The sequence below is a fragment of the Cellulosimicrobium sp. 22598 genome (assembly GCF_052044445.1).
GTDB lineage: Bacteria > Actinomycetota > Actinomycetes > Actinomycetales > Cellulomonadaceae > Cellulosimicrobium > Cellulosimicrobium cellulans_G.
Map to the genome: position 1 here is coordinate 37,568 of NZ_JBQEMZ010000009.1, position 16,112 is coordinate 53,679.

General features: G+C 72.5%; 17 protein-coding genes and 1 riboswitch. Of the genes, 11 read left to right on the forward strand and 6 right to left on the reverse strand.

Going from position 1 to position 16,112, the window contains the following annotated elements; genetic code table 11:
- Window positions 1–18: 18 nt before the first annotated feature.
- Window positions 19–501 (forward strand): N-acetyltransferase family protein, encoded by a 483-nt coding sequence (locus ACTJIY_RS11215; RefSeq protein ID WP_440674391.1) that lies wholly within the window; start codon window positions 19–21, stop codon window positions 499–501.
- A gap of 30 nt (window positions 502–531) precedes the next feature.
- On the opposite strand, the gene purU is transcribed toward ACTJIY_RS11215, so the two are convergent.
- Complete coding sequence (gene purU / locus ACTJIY_RS11220) at window positions 532–1,383, reverse strand: formyltetrahydrofolate deformylase (protein ID WP_253051428.1); 852 nt, start codon at window positions 1,381–1,383, stop codon at window positions 532–534.
- 176 nt (window positions 1,384–1,559) lie between these two features.
- On the opposite strand from purU, the gene ACTJIY_RS11225 reads away from it, so the two are divergent.
- Window positions 1,560–2,078, forward strand: coding sequence for a GNAT family N-acetyltransferase (locus ACTJIY_RS11225; protein WP_253050905.1), 519 nt, complete (start codon window positions 1,560–1,562; stop codon window positions 2,076–2,078).
- A gap of 12 nt (window positions 2,079–2,090) precedes the next feature.
- Here ACTJIY_RS11225 and ACTJIY_RS11230 read toward each other — a convergent pair whose 3' ends face one another.
- Together ACTJIY_RS11230 and ACTJIY_RS11235 are read right to left on the reverse strand one after the other, a co-directional pair.
- Window positions 2,091–2,891, reverse strand: coding sequence for an ATP-binding cassette domain-containing protein (locus ACTJIY_RS11230; protein ID WP_440674392.1), 801 nt, complete (start codon window positions 2,889–2,891; stop codon window positions 2,091–2,093).
- Window positions 2,888–4,099, reverse strand: coding sequence for an ROK family transcriptional regulator (locus ACTJIY_RS11235; protein ID WP_440674393.1), 1,212 nt, complete (start codon window positions 4,097–4,099; stop codon window positions 2,888–2,890). The genes ACTJIY_RS11230 and ACTJIY_RS11235 overlap by 4 nt, the downstream gene beginning before the upstream one ends.
- A gap of 243 nt (window positions 4,100–4,342) precedes the next feature.
- Here ACTJIY_RS11235 and chvE point away from each other — a divergent pair, with 243 nt between their 5' ends.
- The 6 genes from chvE to ACTJIY_RS11265 all read left to right on the forward strand — a co-directional run bounded on the left by chvE (window position 4,343) and on the right by ACTJIY_RS11265 (window position 12,264).
- Complete coding sequence (gene chvE, locus ACTJIY_RS11240) at window positions 4,343–5,470, forward strand: multiple monosaccharide ABC transporter substrate-binding protein (RefSeq protein WP_253050908.1); 1,128 nt, start codon at window positions 4,343–4,345, stop codon at window positions 5,468–5,470.
- A gap of 116 nt (window positions 5,471–5,586) precedes the next feature.
- Window positions 5,587–7,152 (forward strand): multiple monosaccharide ABC transporter ATP-binding protein, encoded by a 1,566-nt coding sequence (mmsA, locus tag ACTJIY_RS11245; RefSeq protein ID WP_253050909.1) that lies wholly within the window; start codon window positions 5,587–5,589, stop codon window positions 7,150–7,152.
- Window positions 7,149–8,321, forward strand: a complete 1,173-nt coding sequence (gene mmsB / locus ACTJIY_RS11250) for a multiple monosaccharide ABC transporter permease (protein WP_253050910.1) — start codon at window positions 7,149–7,151, stop codon at window positions 8,319–8,321. The genes mmsA and mmsB overlap by 4 nt, the downstream gene beginning before the upstream one ends.
- A gap of 82 nt (window positions 8,322–8,403) precedes the next feature.
- A riboswitch (ZMP/ZTP riboswitch) is annotated at window positions 8,404–8,513 on the forward strand.
- Window positions 8,514–8,594: 81 nt separating this feature from the next.
- Window positions 8,595–9,884: a serine hydroxymethyltransferase gene (gene glyA, locus ACTJIY_RS11255; RefSeq protein ID WP_440674394.1), complete on the forward strand. Its 1,290-nt coding sequence runs from the start codon at window positions 8,595–8,597 to the stop codon at window positions 9,882–9,884.
- The gene (locus ACTJIY_RS11260) at window positions 9,881–10,762 is read left to right on the forward strand and encodes a bifunctional methylenetetrahydrofolate dehydrogenase/methenyltetrahydrofolate cyclohydrolase (protein WP_440674395.1); all 882 of its coding nucleotides are present in this window, start codon (window positions 9,881–9,883) and stop codon (window positions 10,760–10,762) included. The genes glyA and ACTJIY_RS11260 overlap by 4 nt, the downstream gene beginning before the upstream one ends.
- Window positions 10,763–10,848: 86 nt before the next feature.
- Window positions 10,849–12,264, forward strand: coding sequence for an MFS transporter (locus ACTJIY_RS11265; RefSeq protein ID WP_440674396.1), 1,416 nt, complete (start codon window positions 10,849–10,851; stop codon window positions 12,262–12,264).
- Between the two features lie 150 nt (window positions 12,265–12,414).
- On the opposite strand, the gene ACTJIY_RS11270 is transcribed toward ACTJIY_RS11265, so the two are convergent.
- Genes ACTJIY_RS11270 through ACTJIY_RS11280 form a run of 3 tightly spaced genes read right to left on the reverse strand, consistent with a single transcriptional unit; the run spans window position 12,415 to window position 14,813 of the window.
- Window positions 12,415–13,890: a recombinase family protein gene (locus tag ACTJIY_RS11270; RefSeq protein ID WP_440674397.1), complete on the reverse strand. Its 1,476-nt coding sequence runs from the start codon at window positions 13,888–13,890 to the stop codon at window positions 12,415–12,417.
- The gene (locus tag ACTJIY_RS11275; RefSeq protein ID WP_440674398.1) at window positions 13,887–14,318 is read right to left on the reverse strand and encodes an ImmA/IrrE family metallo-endopeptidase; all 432 of its coding nucleotides are present in this window, start codon (window positions 14,316–14,318) and stop codon (window positions 13,887–13,889) included. The genes ACTJIY_RS11270 and ACTJIY_RS11275 overlap by 4 nt, the downstream gene beginning before the upstream one ends.
- A 3-nt stretch (window positions 14,319–14,321) precedes the next feature.
- Window positions 14,322–14,813, reverse strand: coding sequence for a hypothetical protein (locus tag ACTJIY_RS11280; RefSeq protein ID WP_440674399.1), 492 nt, complete (start codon window positions 14,811–14,813; stop codon window positions 14,322–14,324).
- A gap of 153 nt (window positions 14,814–14,966) precedes the next feature.
- Between ACTJIY_RS11280 and ACTJIY_RS11285 the strand changes: the two genes are divergently transcribed.
- The 3 genes from ACTJIY_RS11285 (at window position 14,967) to ACTJIY_RS11295 (ending at window position 15,941) form a co-directional block, all read left to right on the forward strand.
- Window positions 14,967–15,221: a helix-turn-helix domain-containing protein gene (locus tag ACTJIY_RS11285; protein ID WP_440674401.1), complete on the forward strand. Its 255-nt coding sequence runs from the start codon at window positions 14,967–14,969 to the stop codon at window positions 15,219–15,221.
- Window positions 15,218–15,457: a hypothetical protein gene (locus ACTJIY_RS11290; RefSeq protein ID WP_440674402.1), complete on the forward strand. Its 240-nt coding sequence runs from the start codon at window positions 15,218–15,220 to the stop codon at window positions 15,455–15,457. Before ACTJIY_RS11285 ends, ACTJIY_RS11290 begins: the two co-directional genes overlap by 4 nt.
- A gap of 70 nt (window positions 15,458–15,527) precedes the next feature.
- A complete protein-coding gene (locus tag ACTJIY_RS11295; protein WP_440674403.1) occupies window positions 15,528–15,941 on the forward strand; it encodes a hypothetical protein in 414 nt (137 codons plus the stop codon).
- Window positions 15,942–16,112 lie beyond the last annotated feature (171 nt).

Consider the following 16,112-nt stretch of genomic DNA (forward strand, 5'->3'; position numbering starts at 1 on the left):
GTGATACGGTCGCGAGCCGTGACCACCTCGCCCCGGCCCGCCGTCCGCCCGACGGCGGGGCTCGTGTTCCGCACGGCCGTCGCCGCCGACCTGCCTCGCGTGGTCGAGCTCATCGCCGACGACGCGATCGCACGCGACCGCACCGGCGACGTCGGCCCGGAGCACGAGGCGGCGTTCGCCGCGATCGACGCGGACCCGAACAACGCCCTGGTCGTCGTGGAGCGCGACGGCGAGGTCGTGGGCACCATGCAGCTCACCGTGGTCCCGGGCATCTCCCGCCACGGAGCCTCCCGGCTGCTGGTCGAGGCGGTGCGCGTGGACCGCCGGCTGCGGGGCCAGGGCGTCGGGCGGGCCATGATGGCGTGGGCCCACGCGTGGGGGCGGGACCGCGGCTGCGCCCTCGCGCAGCTCACGTCCGACAAGCAGCGCGACGACGCCCACCGCTTCTACCGGTCGCTCGGCTACGAGCAGTCCCACGAAGGGTTCAAGCTGCCGCTCTGACGGCGGCCGCGTGCGGCCGCCGTCAGGGCATCAGCGGAAGACGACCGTGCGGTGCCCGTCGAGCAGCACGCGGTGCTCGGCATGCCAGCGCACGGCGCGCGCGAGCGTCTGGCGCTCGACGTCCTCGCCGATCGCGACCAGGTCCTCGACGCGGCGCGAGTGGTCCACGCGCTCCACGTCCTGCTCGATGATCGGGCCCTCGTCGAGGTCGCCGGTCACGTAGTGCGACGTCGCGCCGATGAGCTTGACGCCGCGGTCGTGCGCCTGGGCGTAGGGCCGCGCGCCCTTGAAGCTCGGCAGGAACGAGTGGTGGATGTTGATGATGCGGCCGGGCATCTCGCGGCACAGGTCGTCCGAGAGGATCTGCATGTAGCGCGCGAGGACGACGAGCTCGACGTCGAGGTCCCGCACGAGCTCGCGCAGGCGCGCCTCGGCGTCGGCCTTGGTGTCCCTCGTCACGGGGACGTGGTGGAACGGCTTGCCGTAGAACGTCGCGATGTCCTCGAGGTCACGGTGGTTGCCGACGACGCCCACGACCTCGATCGGCATGCCCTGGGAGCGCTCGCGGTACAGCAGGTCGACGAGGCAGTGCGGGGCCTTGGAGACCATGAGCAGCGTGCGGACCCGTCGCCCGACGACGTCGAGCTGCCACGTCATGGCGAACCGGGCCGCGACCTCCTCGACCGCCCGCTCCAGCTCGGCGCGCTCCGCGGCCGCGGTGACCTGCACGCGCATGAAGAACAGCCCCGAGAGCGGGTCGCCGAACTGCTGCGACTCCGTGATGTTGCCGCCGAGCCGCGCGAGGGCACCGGCGACGGCGTGCACGATCCCCGGCCCGTCCGGGCACGAGAGCGTGAGGACCCAGTGCGTGGGGTCGCCGATCGGGGTCTGCGCGGTGCGGAGCGCCGAGGTGTCGGGGACGTCGGCGCCACGGGGATCTGTCGTGGACACCCCTCAGAGGGTAGCCGCGTCCCGGCGGTGCCGGGACCGCCGTCCGGCAGCCCGACATCACCCGGACACGCGCGGTCGCGCCGCGCGATGTCTGACACGATGTCTTCATGAACGACGCGCAGATCACGACCCGCCTCGTCGACGACGCCGAGGCCGGTGAGCTCCTGACCCTGCGGCGGGCGGCGTTCGTCACCGAGGCGCAGCTCTACCAGGACCCCAACATCCCCCCGCTGACCCAGACCCTCCACGAGCTGCGCGAGGACCTCGCGCGCGAGGACGTCGTGACGATCGGCGCGTGGCTCGGCCCGCGCCTGGTCGGCTCGGTCCGGGTCGAGATCGAGGACAGCAAGGCGACGCTCGGGCGGCTCGCGGTCGCGCCGGACATGCAGGGCCGGGGCATCGGGACGCAGATGCTCTTCGAGGTGCTGCCCTATCTCCCGGAGCAGACCTCGGAGATCTGGGTCTTCACGGGCAAGGACTCCAAGCAGAACCTCGCGATGTACACCAAGCACGGGTACGAGGAGCAGTACGACAAGGCGGCCGGCGACCTCACCTACACCTACCTGCGCCGCATCCTGGGCGAGGCCGAGGCGCGCAACGAGTCGGACGCCGTCGGGCACGAGTAGTCCCGGGCGCCCTCACCCGCGCCGTGGGTCCTGCGTGGCCGAGACCGACGGGTCGTGGCGCGGGGACGTGAGGGTCGAGGCGCCGGTGATCGCCGCGATGATCTCCTCGTAGCTGGCGTCGGGGCCGGAGAAGCTCCCGTTGTTCCGGCCGTGCCGCAGCACCTCGACCCGGTCCGCCACCGCGCGGACGTCGGTCATGTTGTGGCTGATGAGGATGACGGCATGGCCCATGTCCCGCAGCCGCAGGATGTGCGTGAGCACCTCGGCGGACTGCGCGACGGACAGCGCCGCGGTCGGTTCGTCGAGCACGACGATGCGGGGGGAGCCCAGGAGGGTGCGGGCGATCGCGACGCTCTGGCGCTGGCCGCCCGAGAGCGACGAGACCGGCACCCGTACCGACGGCACGCGCGCGTTGAGGTCGGCCAGCACGCGCCGCGCGGTCCCCTCCATGGTCGCCTCGTCGAGGCCCCGCCCCCGGCGCAGCTCGCGGCCGAGGTAGAGGTTCGACACGACGTCGAGGTTGTCGCACAGGGCCAGGTCCTGGAAGACGGTCGCGATCCCGAGCGCGTGGGCGGCGGCCGGGGTCGGGATGACGACCGGGACGCCGTCGGACTCGATGAAGCCGGCGTCGGGCGTCAGCACGCCCGCGACGATCTTGGCGAGCGTGGACTTGCCGGCACCGTTGTCGCCCACCAGAGCGACGACCTCGTGGCGGTGGACCTCGAGCTCGACGCCGGTGAGGGCCTGGACGGCGCCGAACGACTTGTCGATCCCGTGCAGGGCGAGCGCCGGGACAGCAGGGCGGGTGGTCACGTCGGGTCACCTTCGGTGGGGGAGGGGGCGACCACCGGGCCGTCGGTGGCCAGGTCGGTCGCGGCGAGCGCGAGGGAGAGCGCGCCGAGGACCTCGGCGCGAGAGCCGAGGTCCGACGCGAGGACCTCGACGGGGGCGATGGTGTTCGGGACGAGGTGGCGGCGCATCGACTCGCGGAACGGGGCCAGCAGGACCTCGCCGGTCTCGGCGAGCTCGCCCCCGACGACGACCGCCTGCGGGTTCAGCGCGGTCGCCAGACCGGCCACCACGGACCCGATCCGGTCCCCCGCGTCGGCGACGACGCGGCGGCACCCCGGATCGCCGTCGAGCGCGCCCTGGACGAGGTCGTGCAGGGTGAGGTCCCCGTGGCTCGTCCGGACGAGGGCGAGCAGCGCGTCGGACCCCACGACGGTCTCGAGGCACCCGCGGTTCCCGCAGCGGCAGATCGGGCCGGCCGGGTCGACCTGCATGTGACCGATCTCGCCCGCCGTCCCGGCGTAGCCTCGATGGACTCGGCCCCCGAGCACGATGCCGGCGCCGGTGCCGTAGGAGGCGCGCACGAAGATCGAGTCCCGGTACGCGCGCGTCGCGCCGAGCTCGTGCTCGGCGAGCGCCGCGAGGTTCGCGTCGTTGTCGACCTTGACGGGCCGTGCGAGCCGCTTGGCGAGCACCTGTCCGACGTGGACGTCGTCCCACCCGCGCATCACCCCGCGCACGGAGATCATGCCGGTGTCCTCGTCGACCGGCGCCGGCAGGGCGACGCCGACGGTGAGCAGCTCGTCCGGCGCCGCACCGACGCGGTCCAGCATCTCGACGACGAGCAGGGCGGCCCGGTCCAGCCCGGTGTCGAGGCGGTGGTCGACGGGCAGGGGCATGTGCTGCTCGGCGAGGATCTCGCGCGTCGGGTCGGCGATCGCCACCGTGAGGCGGCGGCGCCCGAACTGGATCGCCGCGACGACGCCGAGCCGGCGCGCGAGCGTCACCATCTGCGCACGCCGCCCGGACCGGGACGCCGGGCGGGTGTCGACGACGCCCGCGCCGGTGAGCTCCTTGACGATCGTCGAGACGGTCGCTGTCGACAGCCCCGTCGCCTCGGCGAGCTCGACCTGGGTGAGACCCCCGAAGCGCCTCACCGCGTCGACGATGCGAAGTCGGTTCGCCTCTCGGAGGGACGCCTGCGACCCGGGGGTGGACCGGTCGCTGTTCACACGCGCAGGCTACACGGTGCGGCGCCGCGGAGGTCGGCCGCAGCGCGGATCCTCATGGCTTCGATGCTCGAACACAAAATGATTGCGGGGTCTCTCGTGCGCTTGACCGGCGAACTCAAGCGCGGCTACGGTCCCTCCCAGCCCGTGGGAGCGTTCCCGTCCGACGACGGACGACCGCCCGGCGGAGCGCCGTGCCACCCGACCTCGGGGGTACGGCCTTTCGACGACGAGAGGGAGACGACGATGACGTCATGGCGCAGCAAGGTCACCGCCTTCGCGGGGACCGCACTCCTGGTCGGTTCGCTCGCCGCGTGCAGCGCGGAGCGGGCGAGCGACTCGGGTGACGGCGCCTCGGAGGCCGCGGACTCGGGCGACACGCTCGTCGGCATCGCGATGCCGACGCGCAGCCTCGAGCGCTGGAACAACGACGGCGCACACCTGGAGGAGCTGCTCCAGGAGGCCGGCTTCGAGACGACCCTGCAGTACGCGGACAACAAGGTCGACCAGCAGATCACGCAGCTCCAGAACATGATCAACCAGGGCGCTGACGTCCTCGTCATCGCCTCCATCGACGGGACCGCGCTGGGCCCGGTCCTCGACCAGGCGGCGGAGAACGACGTCCCCGTCATCGCCTACGACCGCCTGATCAACGGCTCCGAGCACGTCGACTACTACGCGACGTTCGACAACGAGCTCGTCGGAACGCTCCAGGGCGAGTTCATCGTGGAGCAGCTCGGGCTCGCCGACGGCGCGGGCCCGTTCAACCTCGAGCCGTTCGCGGGCTCGCCCGACGACAACAACGCGAAGTTCTTCTTCAAGGGCGCGTGGGACGTGCTGAGCCCGTACATCGAGTCCGGCCAGCTCGTCGTCCCCTCCGGCAAGGCGCCCGCCACGGTCGACGACTGGGCGTCGATCGGCATCCAGGGCTGGGAGTCCGCGAAGGCGCAGTCGGAGATGGAGAACCGGCTCAACTCGTTCTACACGGACAAGAAGGTCGACGTGGTCCTGTCGCCGAACGACTCGCTCGCGCTCGGCATCGAGCAGGCGCTCGAGGGCGCGGCGTACACGTCGGCCGACTGGCCGATCGTCACCGGCCAGGACGCCGACGAGGCCAACGTGAAGAACATGCTCGCGGGCACGCAGTCGATGACCGTCTGGAAGGACACCCGCACGCTCGGCGACCAGGTCGCGACCATGGTCGAGCAGATCGTCGACGGGGCCGAGGTCGAGGTCAACGACACCGAGACCTACGACAACGGGGTCAAGGTCGTCCCCTCGTACCTGCTCCCGCCGGAGGTCGTCACGGCCGACACGGTCCAGCAGAAGCTCGTCGACTCGGGCTTCTACACGGCCGAGCAGCTCGGTCTGTGACCCGGTCGGGGCGGCGCAGGCCGCCCCGACCCGCCCGGCCGCCCCGCGAGCCCGCGGGGCGGCCGGACGATCCGCACGACGCGTCGCGGCGCGCCCGTGACGAGACAGGAGCAGGGATGGTTCTCGAGAACGTGCTCGAGACGAGGAACATCCTCGAGATGCACGCGATCAGCAAGGAGTTCCCCGGGGTCAAGGCGTTGCAGGACGTGACGCTCGAGGTGCGTCGCGGCGAGGTGCACGCGATCTGCGGGGAGAACGGGGCGGGAAAGTCGACCCTCATGAAGGTCCTGTCGGGCGTGTACCCGCACGGCTCGTACACGGGCGACATCGTGCTCGACGGCGAGCCGTGCGAGTTCCGGGGGATCCGCGACAGCGAGGCGCGCGGGATCGTCATCATCCACCAGGAGCTGGCGCTCGTCCCGTTCCTGTCGGTCGCCGAGAACATCTTCCTCGGCAACGAGAAGGCGAGCGGGGGCGTCGTCGACTGGAACCGCACCGCGGCGGAGGCCTCGCAGCTCCTCGAACGCGTCGGACTGCACGAGAACCCCTCGACGCTCGCGATGGACCTCGGCGTCGGCAAGCAGCAGCTCGTCGAGATCGCGAAGGCGCTGTCGAAGCGCGTCGACCTGCTCATCCTCGACGAGCCGACGGCAGCCCTGAACGACGAGGACAGCGCCCACCTGCTCGGTCTCATCGACCAGTTCCGCGAGGCGGGGATCACCTCGATCATCATCTCGCACAAGCTCAACGAGATCGCCGCCATCGCGGACCGCGTCACGATCCTGCGCGACGGCCGCACGATCGAGACGCTCGACCTCCGCGGCGAGGAGCCCGTGAGCGAGGAGCGCATCATCCGCGGCATGGTCGGTCGCGAGCTCGAGAGCCGGTTCCCCGCACGGGAGCCGTCCGTCGGGCGCGAGGTGCTGCGCATCGAGGACTGGACGGCCCACCACCCCGTCGACACCGAGCGCGTCGTCGTCGACCACGCGAACCTCACTGTGCACGCCGGTGAGATCGTCGGGCTCGCCGGTCTCATGGGTGCCGGGCGCACCGAGCTGGCCATGAGCGTGTTCGGGCACGCGTACGGGACGCGGATCTCCGGGCAGGTCTACAAGGACGGCGTCCCTGTCCGCACGCGGACTGTCGCCGAGGCGATCTCGCACGGGCTCGCCTACGCGACGGAGGACCGCAAGCGCTACGGGCTGAACCTCATCCAGACGATCCGCGAGAACATCTCGGCGTCCGCGCTCGGCAAGGTCGCCCGCTGGGGGTTCGTCCAGCGTGAGGAGGAGGCGACGGTCGCGGAGCGCTACCGCCGCGACTTCCGGATCAAGGCGCCCACGGTCGAGTCGCTCGCGGGCAAGCTCTCGGGCGGCAACCAGCAGAAGGTCGTGCTCGGCAAGTGGGTCTTCGCGGACCCCGACGTGCTCATCCTCGACGAGCCCACGCGCGGCATCGACGTCGGGGCGAAGTACGAGATCTACTCGATCGTCAACGCGCTCGCCGACGCGGGCAAGGCCGTCCTCGTGATCTCCTCCGAGCTGCCCGAGCTCCTCGGGATCTGCGACCGCATCTACGCGATGAGCCAGGGGCGGATCACGGGCGAGGTCTCCCGCGCCGAGGCGACCCAGGAGACCCTCATGCACTACATGACCATGGACAAGGGAGTCATCGACCGATGAACGCCGTCAGGGAGTACCTCGGCCGCAACGTCCGCCAGTACGGCATCGTCGCGGCGCTGCTCGTCATCGTCCTGCTCTTCCAGGTGCTCACCGACGGGCGCCTGCTCTACCCGAACAACGTCGCGAGCCTCGTGCAGCAGAACGCCTACGTCATGGTGCTCGCCATCGGCATGGTCATGGTGATCGTGGCCGGCCACATCGACCTGTCCGTCGGGTCGGTCGTGGCGTTCGTCGGCGGCCTGTGCGCGATCATGATGACCCAGTGGGACCTGCCGTGGCTGGTCGCGGTCGCGCTGTCGCTCGTCGTCGGTGCGCTCGTCGGCGTCTGGCAGGGCTTCTGGGTCGCGTACGTCGGGATCCCGGCGTTCATCGTGACCCTCGCCGGCATGCTCGTCTTCCGCGGCCTCGCGATCGTCCTCGTCGGGACCACGGTCGCCGGCCTGCCCGAGGGGTTCAAGGAGATCAGCAACGGCTCCGTGCCCAACTGGTTCGGCTTCGTCGGTGACCTCGACGTCGTCACGCTCGGCATCGGCGTGCTCGGCATCCTCGCGTTCGCGGTCGCGCAGTGGCGCTCGCGGACGTCGCTCCGCAAGCACGGGCTGTCGGTCGAGCCGATGGCGGCGTTCGTCGTCAAGATCGTCGTCGCGGCCCTGCTCATCGGCGTGGTCACGTACTGGCTCGCCCTGAGCGCGGGTGGCACGCCGATCGTGCTGCTCATCGTGGGGGCGCTCATCATCGCCTACTCGTTCGTCCTGAACCGCAGCGTGTTCGGGCGGCACGTCTACGCGATCGGCGGGAACCGGCACGCGGCCGTCCTGTCGGGGGTCAGCGCGCGCCGGGTCGACTTCGGCATCTTCGTCAACATGGGCGTGCTCGCGGCGGTCGCCGCCGTCATCACGACCTCCCGCGCCGGGGCAGGCGTGGCGGCGGCGGGCGTCAACTACGAGCTCGACGCCATCGCGGCGTGCTTCATCGGCGGCACCGCCGTGACGGGCGGGATCGGCCGCATCTCGGGGGCCATGATCGGCGCACTCATCATGGGCGTGCTCAACATGGGCCTGTCGATCATGGCGGTCGACGCGGCGTGGCAGCAGGCGATCAAGGGCCTGGTACTGCTCGCGGCGGTCGCGTTCGACCTCGTGAGCAAGCGCCGGGCGTCCCTGCGCTGACGGGGACGGGCGGCCCGCCGTCGGGTGTCGTGCCCGACGGCGCGCCGTCGTCCCCCTCGGCCGCCCGGCACGTGGGTTAGGATCGACGCGTCGCGACTGGCGCCGCCCGGTGGAACTCGCCCGGGCAGGGTGGATCACCACCGGGGAGCGACACGCTGTGCAGACGACGGGTCGTTCGCCTGGGCCCCGGGTCACCCCCTGGTGGGGCGTACCCGGCGAGCCGGGAACGTGACCACCGACGACACACTGCCAAGCACCCGCGGAGGAGACGCCATGAGCGCCCAGCCAGCCGACAACGTCCTCGACACCCCGCTCGCCGAGCTCGACCCCGAGATCGCGGCCGTCCTCGACGGGGAGCTCGCGCGCCAGCGCGACACCCTCGAGATGATCGCGTCCGAGAACTTCGTCCCGCGCGCCGTCCTGCAGGCGCAGGGTTCCGTGCTCACCAACAAGTACGCCGAGGGCTACCCGGGCCGCCGCTACTACGGTGGCTGCGAGCAGGTCGACATCGCGGAGAACCTCGCGATCGCACGCGCCAAGGAGCTGTTCGGCGCCGAGCACGCCAACGTCCAGCCGCACTCGGGCGCCACGGCGAACGCGGCCGTGCTCCACGCGCTCATCAACAAGGGCGACAAGATCCTCGGCCTCGAGCTCGCGCACGGCGGCCACCTCACGCACGGCATGAAGATCAACTTCTCCGGCAAGCTGTACGACGTCGCGGCGTACGGCGTGGACCCGCAGTCGTACCGCGTCGAGATGGACGAGGTGCGCAAGCAGGCCCTCGAGTCGCGCCCCGACGTCATCATCGGCGGCTGGTCCGCCTACCCGCGCCACCTCGACTTCGCCGCGTTCCGCGAGATCGCGGACGAGGTCGGCGCGAAGCTCTGGGTGGACATGGCGCACTTCGCGGGCCTCGTCGCCGCGGGCCTGCACCCGTCCCCGGTGCCCTACGCGGACGTCGTCTCCTCCACGGTGCACAAGACGATCGGCGGCCCCCGTTCCGGCTTCATCCTGAGCAAGGAGGAGTACGCCAAGAAGATCGACTCCGCCGTCTTCCCGGGCCAGCAGGGCGGCCCGCTCATGCACGTCGTCGCCGCCAAGGCCGTCTCGTTCAAGATCGCGGGCTCGGACGACTTCCGCGACCGCCAGGAGCGCACGCTGCGCGGCGCGAGCATCATCGCCGACCGCCTCGCCCAGGCCGACGTGGCCCAGGCCGGCGTCTCCGTCCTCACGGGCGGCACCGACGTCCACCTCGTGCTCGTCGACCTGCGCCACTCCGCGCTCGACGGCCAGCAGGCCGAGGACCTCCTGCACGAGGTCGGCATCACCGTGAACCGCAACGCCGTGCCGTTCGACCCGCGCCCCCCGCGCGTCACGTCCGGCCTGCGCATCGGCACGCCCGCGCTCGCGACCCGCGGCTTCGGCGACGCCGAGTTCACCGAGGTCGCCGAGATCATCGCGACCGCGCTGCGCGAGGGCGCCGCGACCGACGCCGACGCGCTGCGCGCCCGCGTGCAGAAGCTCACGGCCGACTTCCCGCTGTACCCGGGCCTCCACCAGTGACCGCGCAGATCCTCGACGGCAAGGCGACCGCCGCCACCATCAAGGCCGAGCTCAAGGACCGCCTCGAGGTCCTCGCCGGGAAGGGCGTCGTGCCCGGCCTGGGCACGCTCCTGGTGGGCGACGACCCGGGCTCGCAGTGGTACGTCGCGGGCAAGCACCGCGACTGCGCCGAGGTCGGGCTGTCCTCGATCCGCGAGGACCTGCCCGGCGACGCGACGCAGGAGGAGATCGAGGCCGCGGTCCGCCGCCTCAACGAGGACCCGGCCTGCACGGGGTACATCGTGCAGCTCCCGCTCCCGAAGGGCATCGACACCAACCGCGTGCTCGAGCTCATCGACCCGGCCAAGGACGCCGACGGGCTGCACCCGACGAACCTCGGGCGCCTCGTGCTGCGCGTCAACGAGGAGGTGACCTCGCCGCTGCCGTGCACGCCGCGCGGGATCATCGAGCTCATCGAGCGGCACGGGATCTCCCTCGCGGGCAAGGAGGTCGTGGTCGTGGGCCGCGGCGTGACCGTCGGCCGGTCGATCGGCCTGCTGCTCACGCGCCGGGCCGTCAACGCGACCGTGACGCTCACGCACACCGGGACGACGGACCTTGCCGAGCTCGTGCGCCGCGCCGACGTCGTCGTCGCGGCGGCGGGCGTCCGGGGCATCATCACGCGCGACATGGTCAAGCCGGGCGCCGTCGTCATCGACGTCGGCGTCTCGCGCGAGGTCGACCCGGAGACCGGCAAGAGCCGGGTCGTCGGGGACGCCGCGCCCGACGTCGCCGAGGTCGCGGGCTGGATCTCGCCGAACCCCGGCGGGGTCGGGCCCATGACGCGCGCGATGCTCCTCGCGAACGTCGTCGACGCGGCGGAGCGCGCTACCGCCTGAGCACGCCCCAGGGCGCGGCCGTGGGCAGTCCCGCGGCCGCGCCCTGCGTCGTTCCCGGGCTTGCCTGCAGGCGCTAGTCTGCGCGGGTGACGAGGGCGCGCATCGCGACGACGGCGGCGTACGCCGTGCAGGGCTTCGGGTTCGCGGTGGTGCTCACGAGCATCCCCGGGTACAAGGAACGGCTCGGCATGGGCGACGACGTCGTCACGCTCGTCGTGCTGGGCGTGTGCGTCCTCGCCGGGCTGGGCAGCGCGCTCTCCGGCGTCGTGGCGGCGCGGCGCGGCGCGCGGGCCGTGGTCGTGGGGGGTCTGCTGCTCGCCGCGGTCGCGGTCGCGGGCATCGGGACCGCGCCGTCGTGGCTCCTCTTCTTCGGGGCGATCGGGCTCTACGGGCTCGCGCTCGGCGCCGTCGACGCCGCGATGAACATGCTCGGGATCGACGTCGAGCGCGGGCACGGTCGCAGCCTGCTCGCCTCGTTCTACGCGGCCAACGCCGCCGGGGGCGTGCTGGGTGCGCTCGCCGTCTCGGGCAGCGCGCTCGTCGGGCTCGGTCAGCCGGTCGCGCTCCCGCTCGTGGCGCTGCTCGTCGCCGTGGGCGCCGGCTGGCTCGCGCTGCGGCTGCCCGACGGCGGCGCCACCGTCCCGGGTGCCGTTCCCCCGGGCGGGACTCCGGCCACCGAGCGGCCGACCGAGGCAGGCCCGGCAGCTGTCGGAGTGGCGGGCGACGGTCGCGGCGCGCGAGCGCTCGGGACCGTGCCGTGGGTCGCGGCGGGCACGATCGCGCTGCTCGGCGCGGGGATGCTCGCGTTCCCCGTCGCCGACTCGGCCGTGTCGAGCTGGAGCGCGACGTTCCTGCGCGACGTCCTCGCGGCGAGCGGCGCCGCCGCCCCGCTGGGGTACGCGGCGTACCAGGCAGCCCTCATCGTGTCGCGGCTCGTCGGCGACGGTCTCGTCGAGCGTCTCGGCCGGGTGCGGGTCGTGCGCCTGGGCGGCACGCTCGGCGCCCTCGGGTTCGTCGCGGTCGCCGCGGCCCCCGCCTGGCCGGTCGCGGTGCTCGGGCTGGCGGCGACCGGGCTCGGGCTCGGCGTCGTCGCGCCGCTCGCCTTCTCGGCGATCGGGGACCGGGCCCGCGAGGCGGTGGCGGTGGGCTCGGTGAGCACCGGGCCCGCGACCCCGGGCGGGCACGTCGAGGACGCGGTCGCCCCGGACCGGGTCGTCGAGGACGTGCTCGTCGACGTGGACGCGGGCGTGGCGCCGGTCGAACCTCCCGCCGGGATCGTCGCGACGGTCACGGACCGTGCGGTCGCGCGCCTCAACGTCTTCACCTACGCGGGCGCGGTGCTCGGCGGCGTGCTCACGGGCGTCTTCGCGACCGCCCACCACCTCCGGGTCGGGTTCGTCGTCCTCGCCGTGCTCGCCGCGGTCTCCGCGGTGCTCGCCGGCGCGTTCCGGCCCGCCCGCGTCGCCCTCGTGAGCGTGAGCGAGACCACGCCGCCCGCGTGAGGAGAGGGAGCCGTCCTGTCGGTGGCGTGTGATGGGATGGCCGGCGTGCCGCGGCCGTCCTGGCAGCCGCGCGCGACCGTCATCGAGGGAGGACGAGCCCACTTGCTCACCATCGCCACGGCGATGGTTCGTGAACGGGACAGTAGCAGGTTAGGCGGTGTCGGTCTCCCACGTGCCGCGCGGGGTCGCGGTCGCGGGCTGGTCATCGGTTCGTCGCGTGACGCGCACGACGACGAGCTCGCGGAGCATGCTCGACACCTCGGCGGGCGGCAGCTCGTCCCACCGCTCGAGGAGTAGGGCCGCGGCCTCGGCGTGCGCCGGCGTCGCGGTGCGCCGCTCGAACGCGCGCAGCTTCGCCTCGAGCGCCTGGCGCTCGCTGTCGAGTTCGTCGCGCGCGCCTTCGTAGGCGGACGCCGGCACGAGCCCGCGCGCGAGGTCGACCGTGAGGCGCTGTAGCGCGCGCTCGGTCTCGTCGAGCTGGCGACGCAACCGGTCGCGCTCGACGGACTGCGCGGCGTTCGCGCCCTCGGCTGCTCCGGCCTCCTCGTCGACGCCCTGCGCGACGGTCGGCAGCCACGCGAGGACCGCCTCCTCGAACGCGTCGTAGCGGATCATCGCGGGGCCGGTGCACTGCCGGTTGGCGCACCGGATGCGGTGGATCGTCTTCTGTCCCCGGTGGAGTGACATGTGCTGCCCGCACGTGCCGCAGACCCCGAGCCCGGACATGGCGCTCGCGGGCGCGACGAGGCGGCGGGGCAGCACGGTGCGCTTCGCGCGTGCGGCGCGGTACGCCTCCCAGGTCGTCTCATCGATGAGCGCCTCGTGCGTTCCCTCGACGAACGCCCACCGGCCGCAGCTCTTTCCCGACGGGTGCCGCTCGGGGCACGCCGGGTCATGGATCCGCAGGTAGCCGGCGGGGAACCCGCCGTCCATGAACGATGCGACGCCGCGGTGGGTCCACAGCGTCTTGGAGCGGGGTGACTCGATGCCGATGTCCCGCAGCCACGTCGAGAGCGTTTGCAGCCCGTCGCCGGCCGTGTAGCGCCGGTAGAGCTCGCGCACGACGTCGGCGGTCTCGGGGTCGGGGGAGTAGGTCTTGCTCTCGGGGTCGTAGGTGTAGCCCATGCGGGGTGACCCGGAGTGCGGGAGGCCGAGCTTGCGCCGGCGGGTGTGAGTCTCGCGCCACATGTCGCCGATCCTGTCAGACTCGAACGCCGCGAGCTCCGCGAGCATGCCGCGCGTGAAGCGGCCCGTGCTCGTCGTCGTGTCGACGGCCTCGGTCGAGGACTCGAGCCGCCCGCCGGCGCCCTCGATCTTGTCGACAGCGACGGCCCAATCGCGGCGGTTGCGGGCGAGCCGGGACCACTTCCACACGATGATGACGTCGGCGTCGCGGGCCTCGATCATCGCGAGGCTGCGCTGTACCGCGGGCCGGTCCCACGTGCGCCCGGAGATCCCCGGGTCAGAGAGCACGTCGACGACGTCGTAGCCCATGCGCGCGGCGTACTCACGGCACGACGCCTCTTGCAGCTCGATGCTGATCGAGTCCTCGCGGGTCTTCGACTGCCGCAGGTACAGGACGGCGCGCAGCGGGCGCTCGCCGACGATTCGGAGGTTCGGCCTCACGCGATCCGCCCCGGCGCGCGCAGGGGCGTCGCATACCCCACGCGGGGAACCTTCCGCAGGAGGCGCTGCCAGATCGTGACGACCTCGGCAACGGTGTCGAGCTCGAGCGCGATCGCGCCGGCGTGCGGGCCGACGAGCTGCTCTGCGCGCACGAACGCGGCCGGGTCGATCAGGAGGTGCGCCGCGTACTCGTCGGCGAGTCGCTCGGCGACGGCGTCCTCGTGGGGCCGCCCGGTCCACGTGTGGTTGTGCCATGCGTGGCCGAGCTCGTGCGCGAGCGCATACTTCTGCCGCGTGACCGACATGTGCGAGTTCAGCACGACCGTTCGCGCGGGGACGTCGGTGTACCCCCACAAGTTCTCGCCGAGGCGCGGGTCCCACTCGACCCACAGCCCCCGCTCCTCGGCCACCCCCAGCAAGTGCTTCATGATCTACGGCAGTTCCTCTCGTTCGACGTCGGCGTCGTGGTGCGACACATCGGAGTACAGGGCCGCGACGTGCGTGGGCACGTGGGACGGCAGCTCGGGCCGGCGCTCACGGAAGTCGACGACCTCAGCGTGGCCGACGTCCTCCTGCGGGCTGGGGATCGGCTCGGTCAGCGCGGCGCTAGCAGACCCGGCTTGCAGGCGCCGGAGGATCTCGTTCACGAGCTGCTCGTCCGTTGCTGCCTCGAGCGAACCACCGGACGACATCCGCTCGGCCTCGGCTTCTGAGACGTAGCCGGCCGCGAGGAAGCCCGCGACGAGGTCAGCGTCGTAGGCGCGGCAGACCGCGACGACGGTCTGGACGGGCACGCGCCCACGCGAGAGCTGGCGCGTGAGCGTGCTCGGATCGAGGCCCGCAGCGTCGGCGATCGCGCGGCGGGACGAGTTTCGCGAGATGCGATCGAAGAACTGCTCAAGGCGGTCGGTGGCTGCGCTCATGGGCCAACAGTGATGCACTTTTGCATCACCCGTCAAGGGGAACGCGCAGGTTCATCCGAGACAGGGCGGGCAATCGCGCCCATGTGTTGCATTCTGTCCCCATCATGATGCATAGTTGCAGCACCAACCGGACAGACTGCAACGGAGGTAGTCATGAACGAGGTTCGGCTCCGGCTCCGGCCCGGGCTCGCGAAGAGGCTCCGGGAGGCGAGGAGCCTTCCGTCCGAGGAGGCGCAGGCCCGACTCGTCGGGGTCGACCGCACGACGCTCCGTCGCGTCGACGACGGCGCGCAGCCGTCCGCGACGTTCATCGCGCTCTTCTGCCGCGCGTTCGGTCTTGGCCTCGGTGAGGCGTTCGAGATCGTCTCGGACGACCAGCCCGCTCCCGACCTCGCGGTGTCGGCGTGACCGTCCCGGCCGCGTTGGCGCTCGCGGACCAGGAGCGCAGGCGGCGGGAGGCGTTCCGACGCGCGGGCGCGATCCTCGCCGCGTCGTGCAAGGCGCAGGACGCCCGCACGGTCGAGGAGGCCGCTCGCCTCGCGTGGCACCCGTCCCACCACCTCACGCTCAAGCAGCTCGAGGACAAGATCCGCGCTGGTCGTGAGCGCCGCGCCGCCGCGGCCCGTGCCGCGCGCACCGCCTGACCCCACCCCGGCTTCACCCTCGCGGCGCTCCGGCCGCGTGGCTTCGTGCACCCCAGGAAGGACCGAGACCGTGCAGAACGAGTTCCTGTGGCTCCTGTGGATCTTCGCCGCGTCGATCGTCGCGGGCGCCGTGATCGTCCTCGTGGCCTACGCGTCGGGCATCGCTGCCGCGGTGTTCGCCGAGGCCCGCGCGTCCCACCGGGCGCGCCGCCGTCGAGTGTGGGCCCGCCGGCAGGTGCGTCGCGGTGAGCGGGCGGTCGCCCGCGAGCTGCGCGCCGCGCGCTCGCCGGGGACCCGGTGGGTCGCCCCGTCCCGCGGCGGGTACGCGGCCAGCCCTCCGGTCCCGTCGCGTGTCGGCCGCCGTGCTGACCGGCTCCTCGCACTCCCGATCCCGCCCGCCACGCCCGCGACCGTGCTGCGGTTCGAGCGTCACCGTGACGGCCTCATGGCCGTCGCCGACGCGACGCACGAGGAGCGGACGTGACGCGCACCCGCGGGATCGACGAGCACAGGGACAACCTCGCCCGGGTGCGTGCGGCGGGCTTGCTCGTCGACGTCCCGCGCGGCCGGTGCGAGACACACGACCTCCGCCTCACGTCGGCGGGCACGTGCGGGGGATGCCACGGCGACCACCGCGCCGGCGTGCACGGCCCCG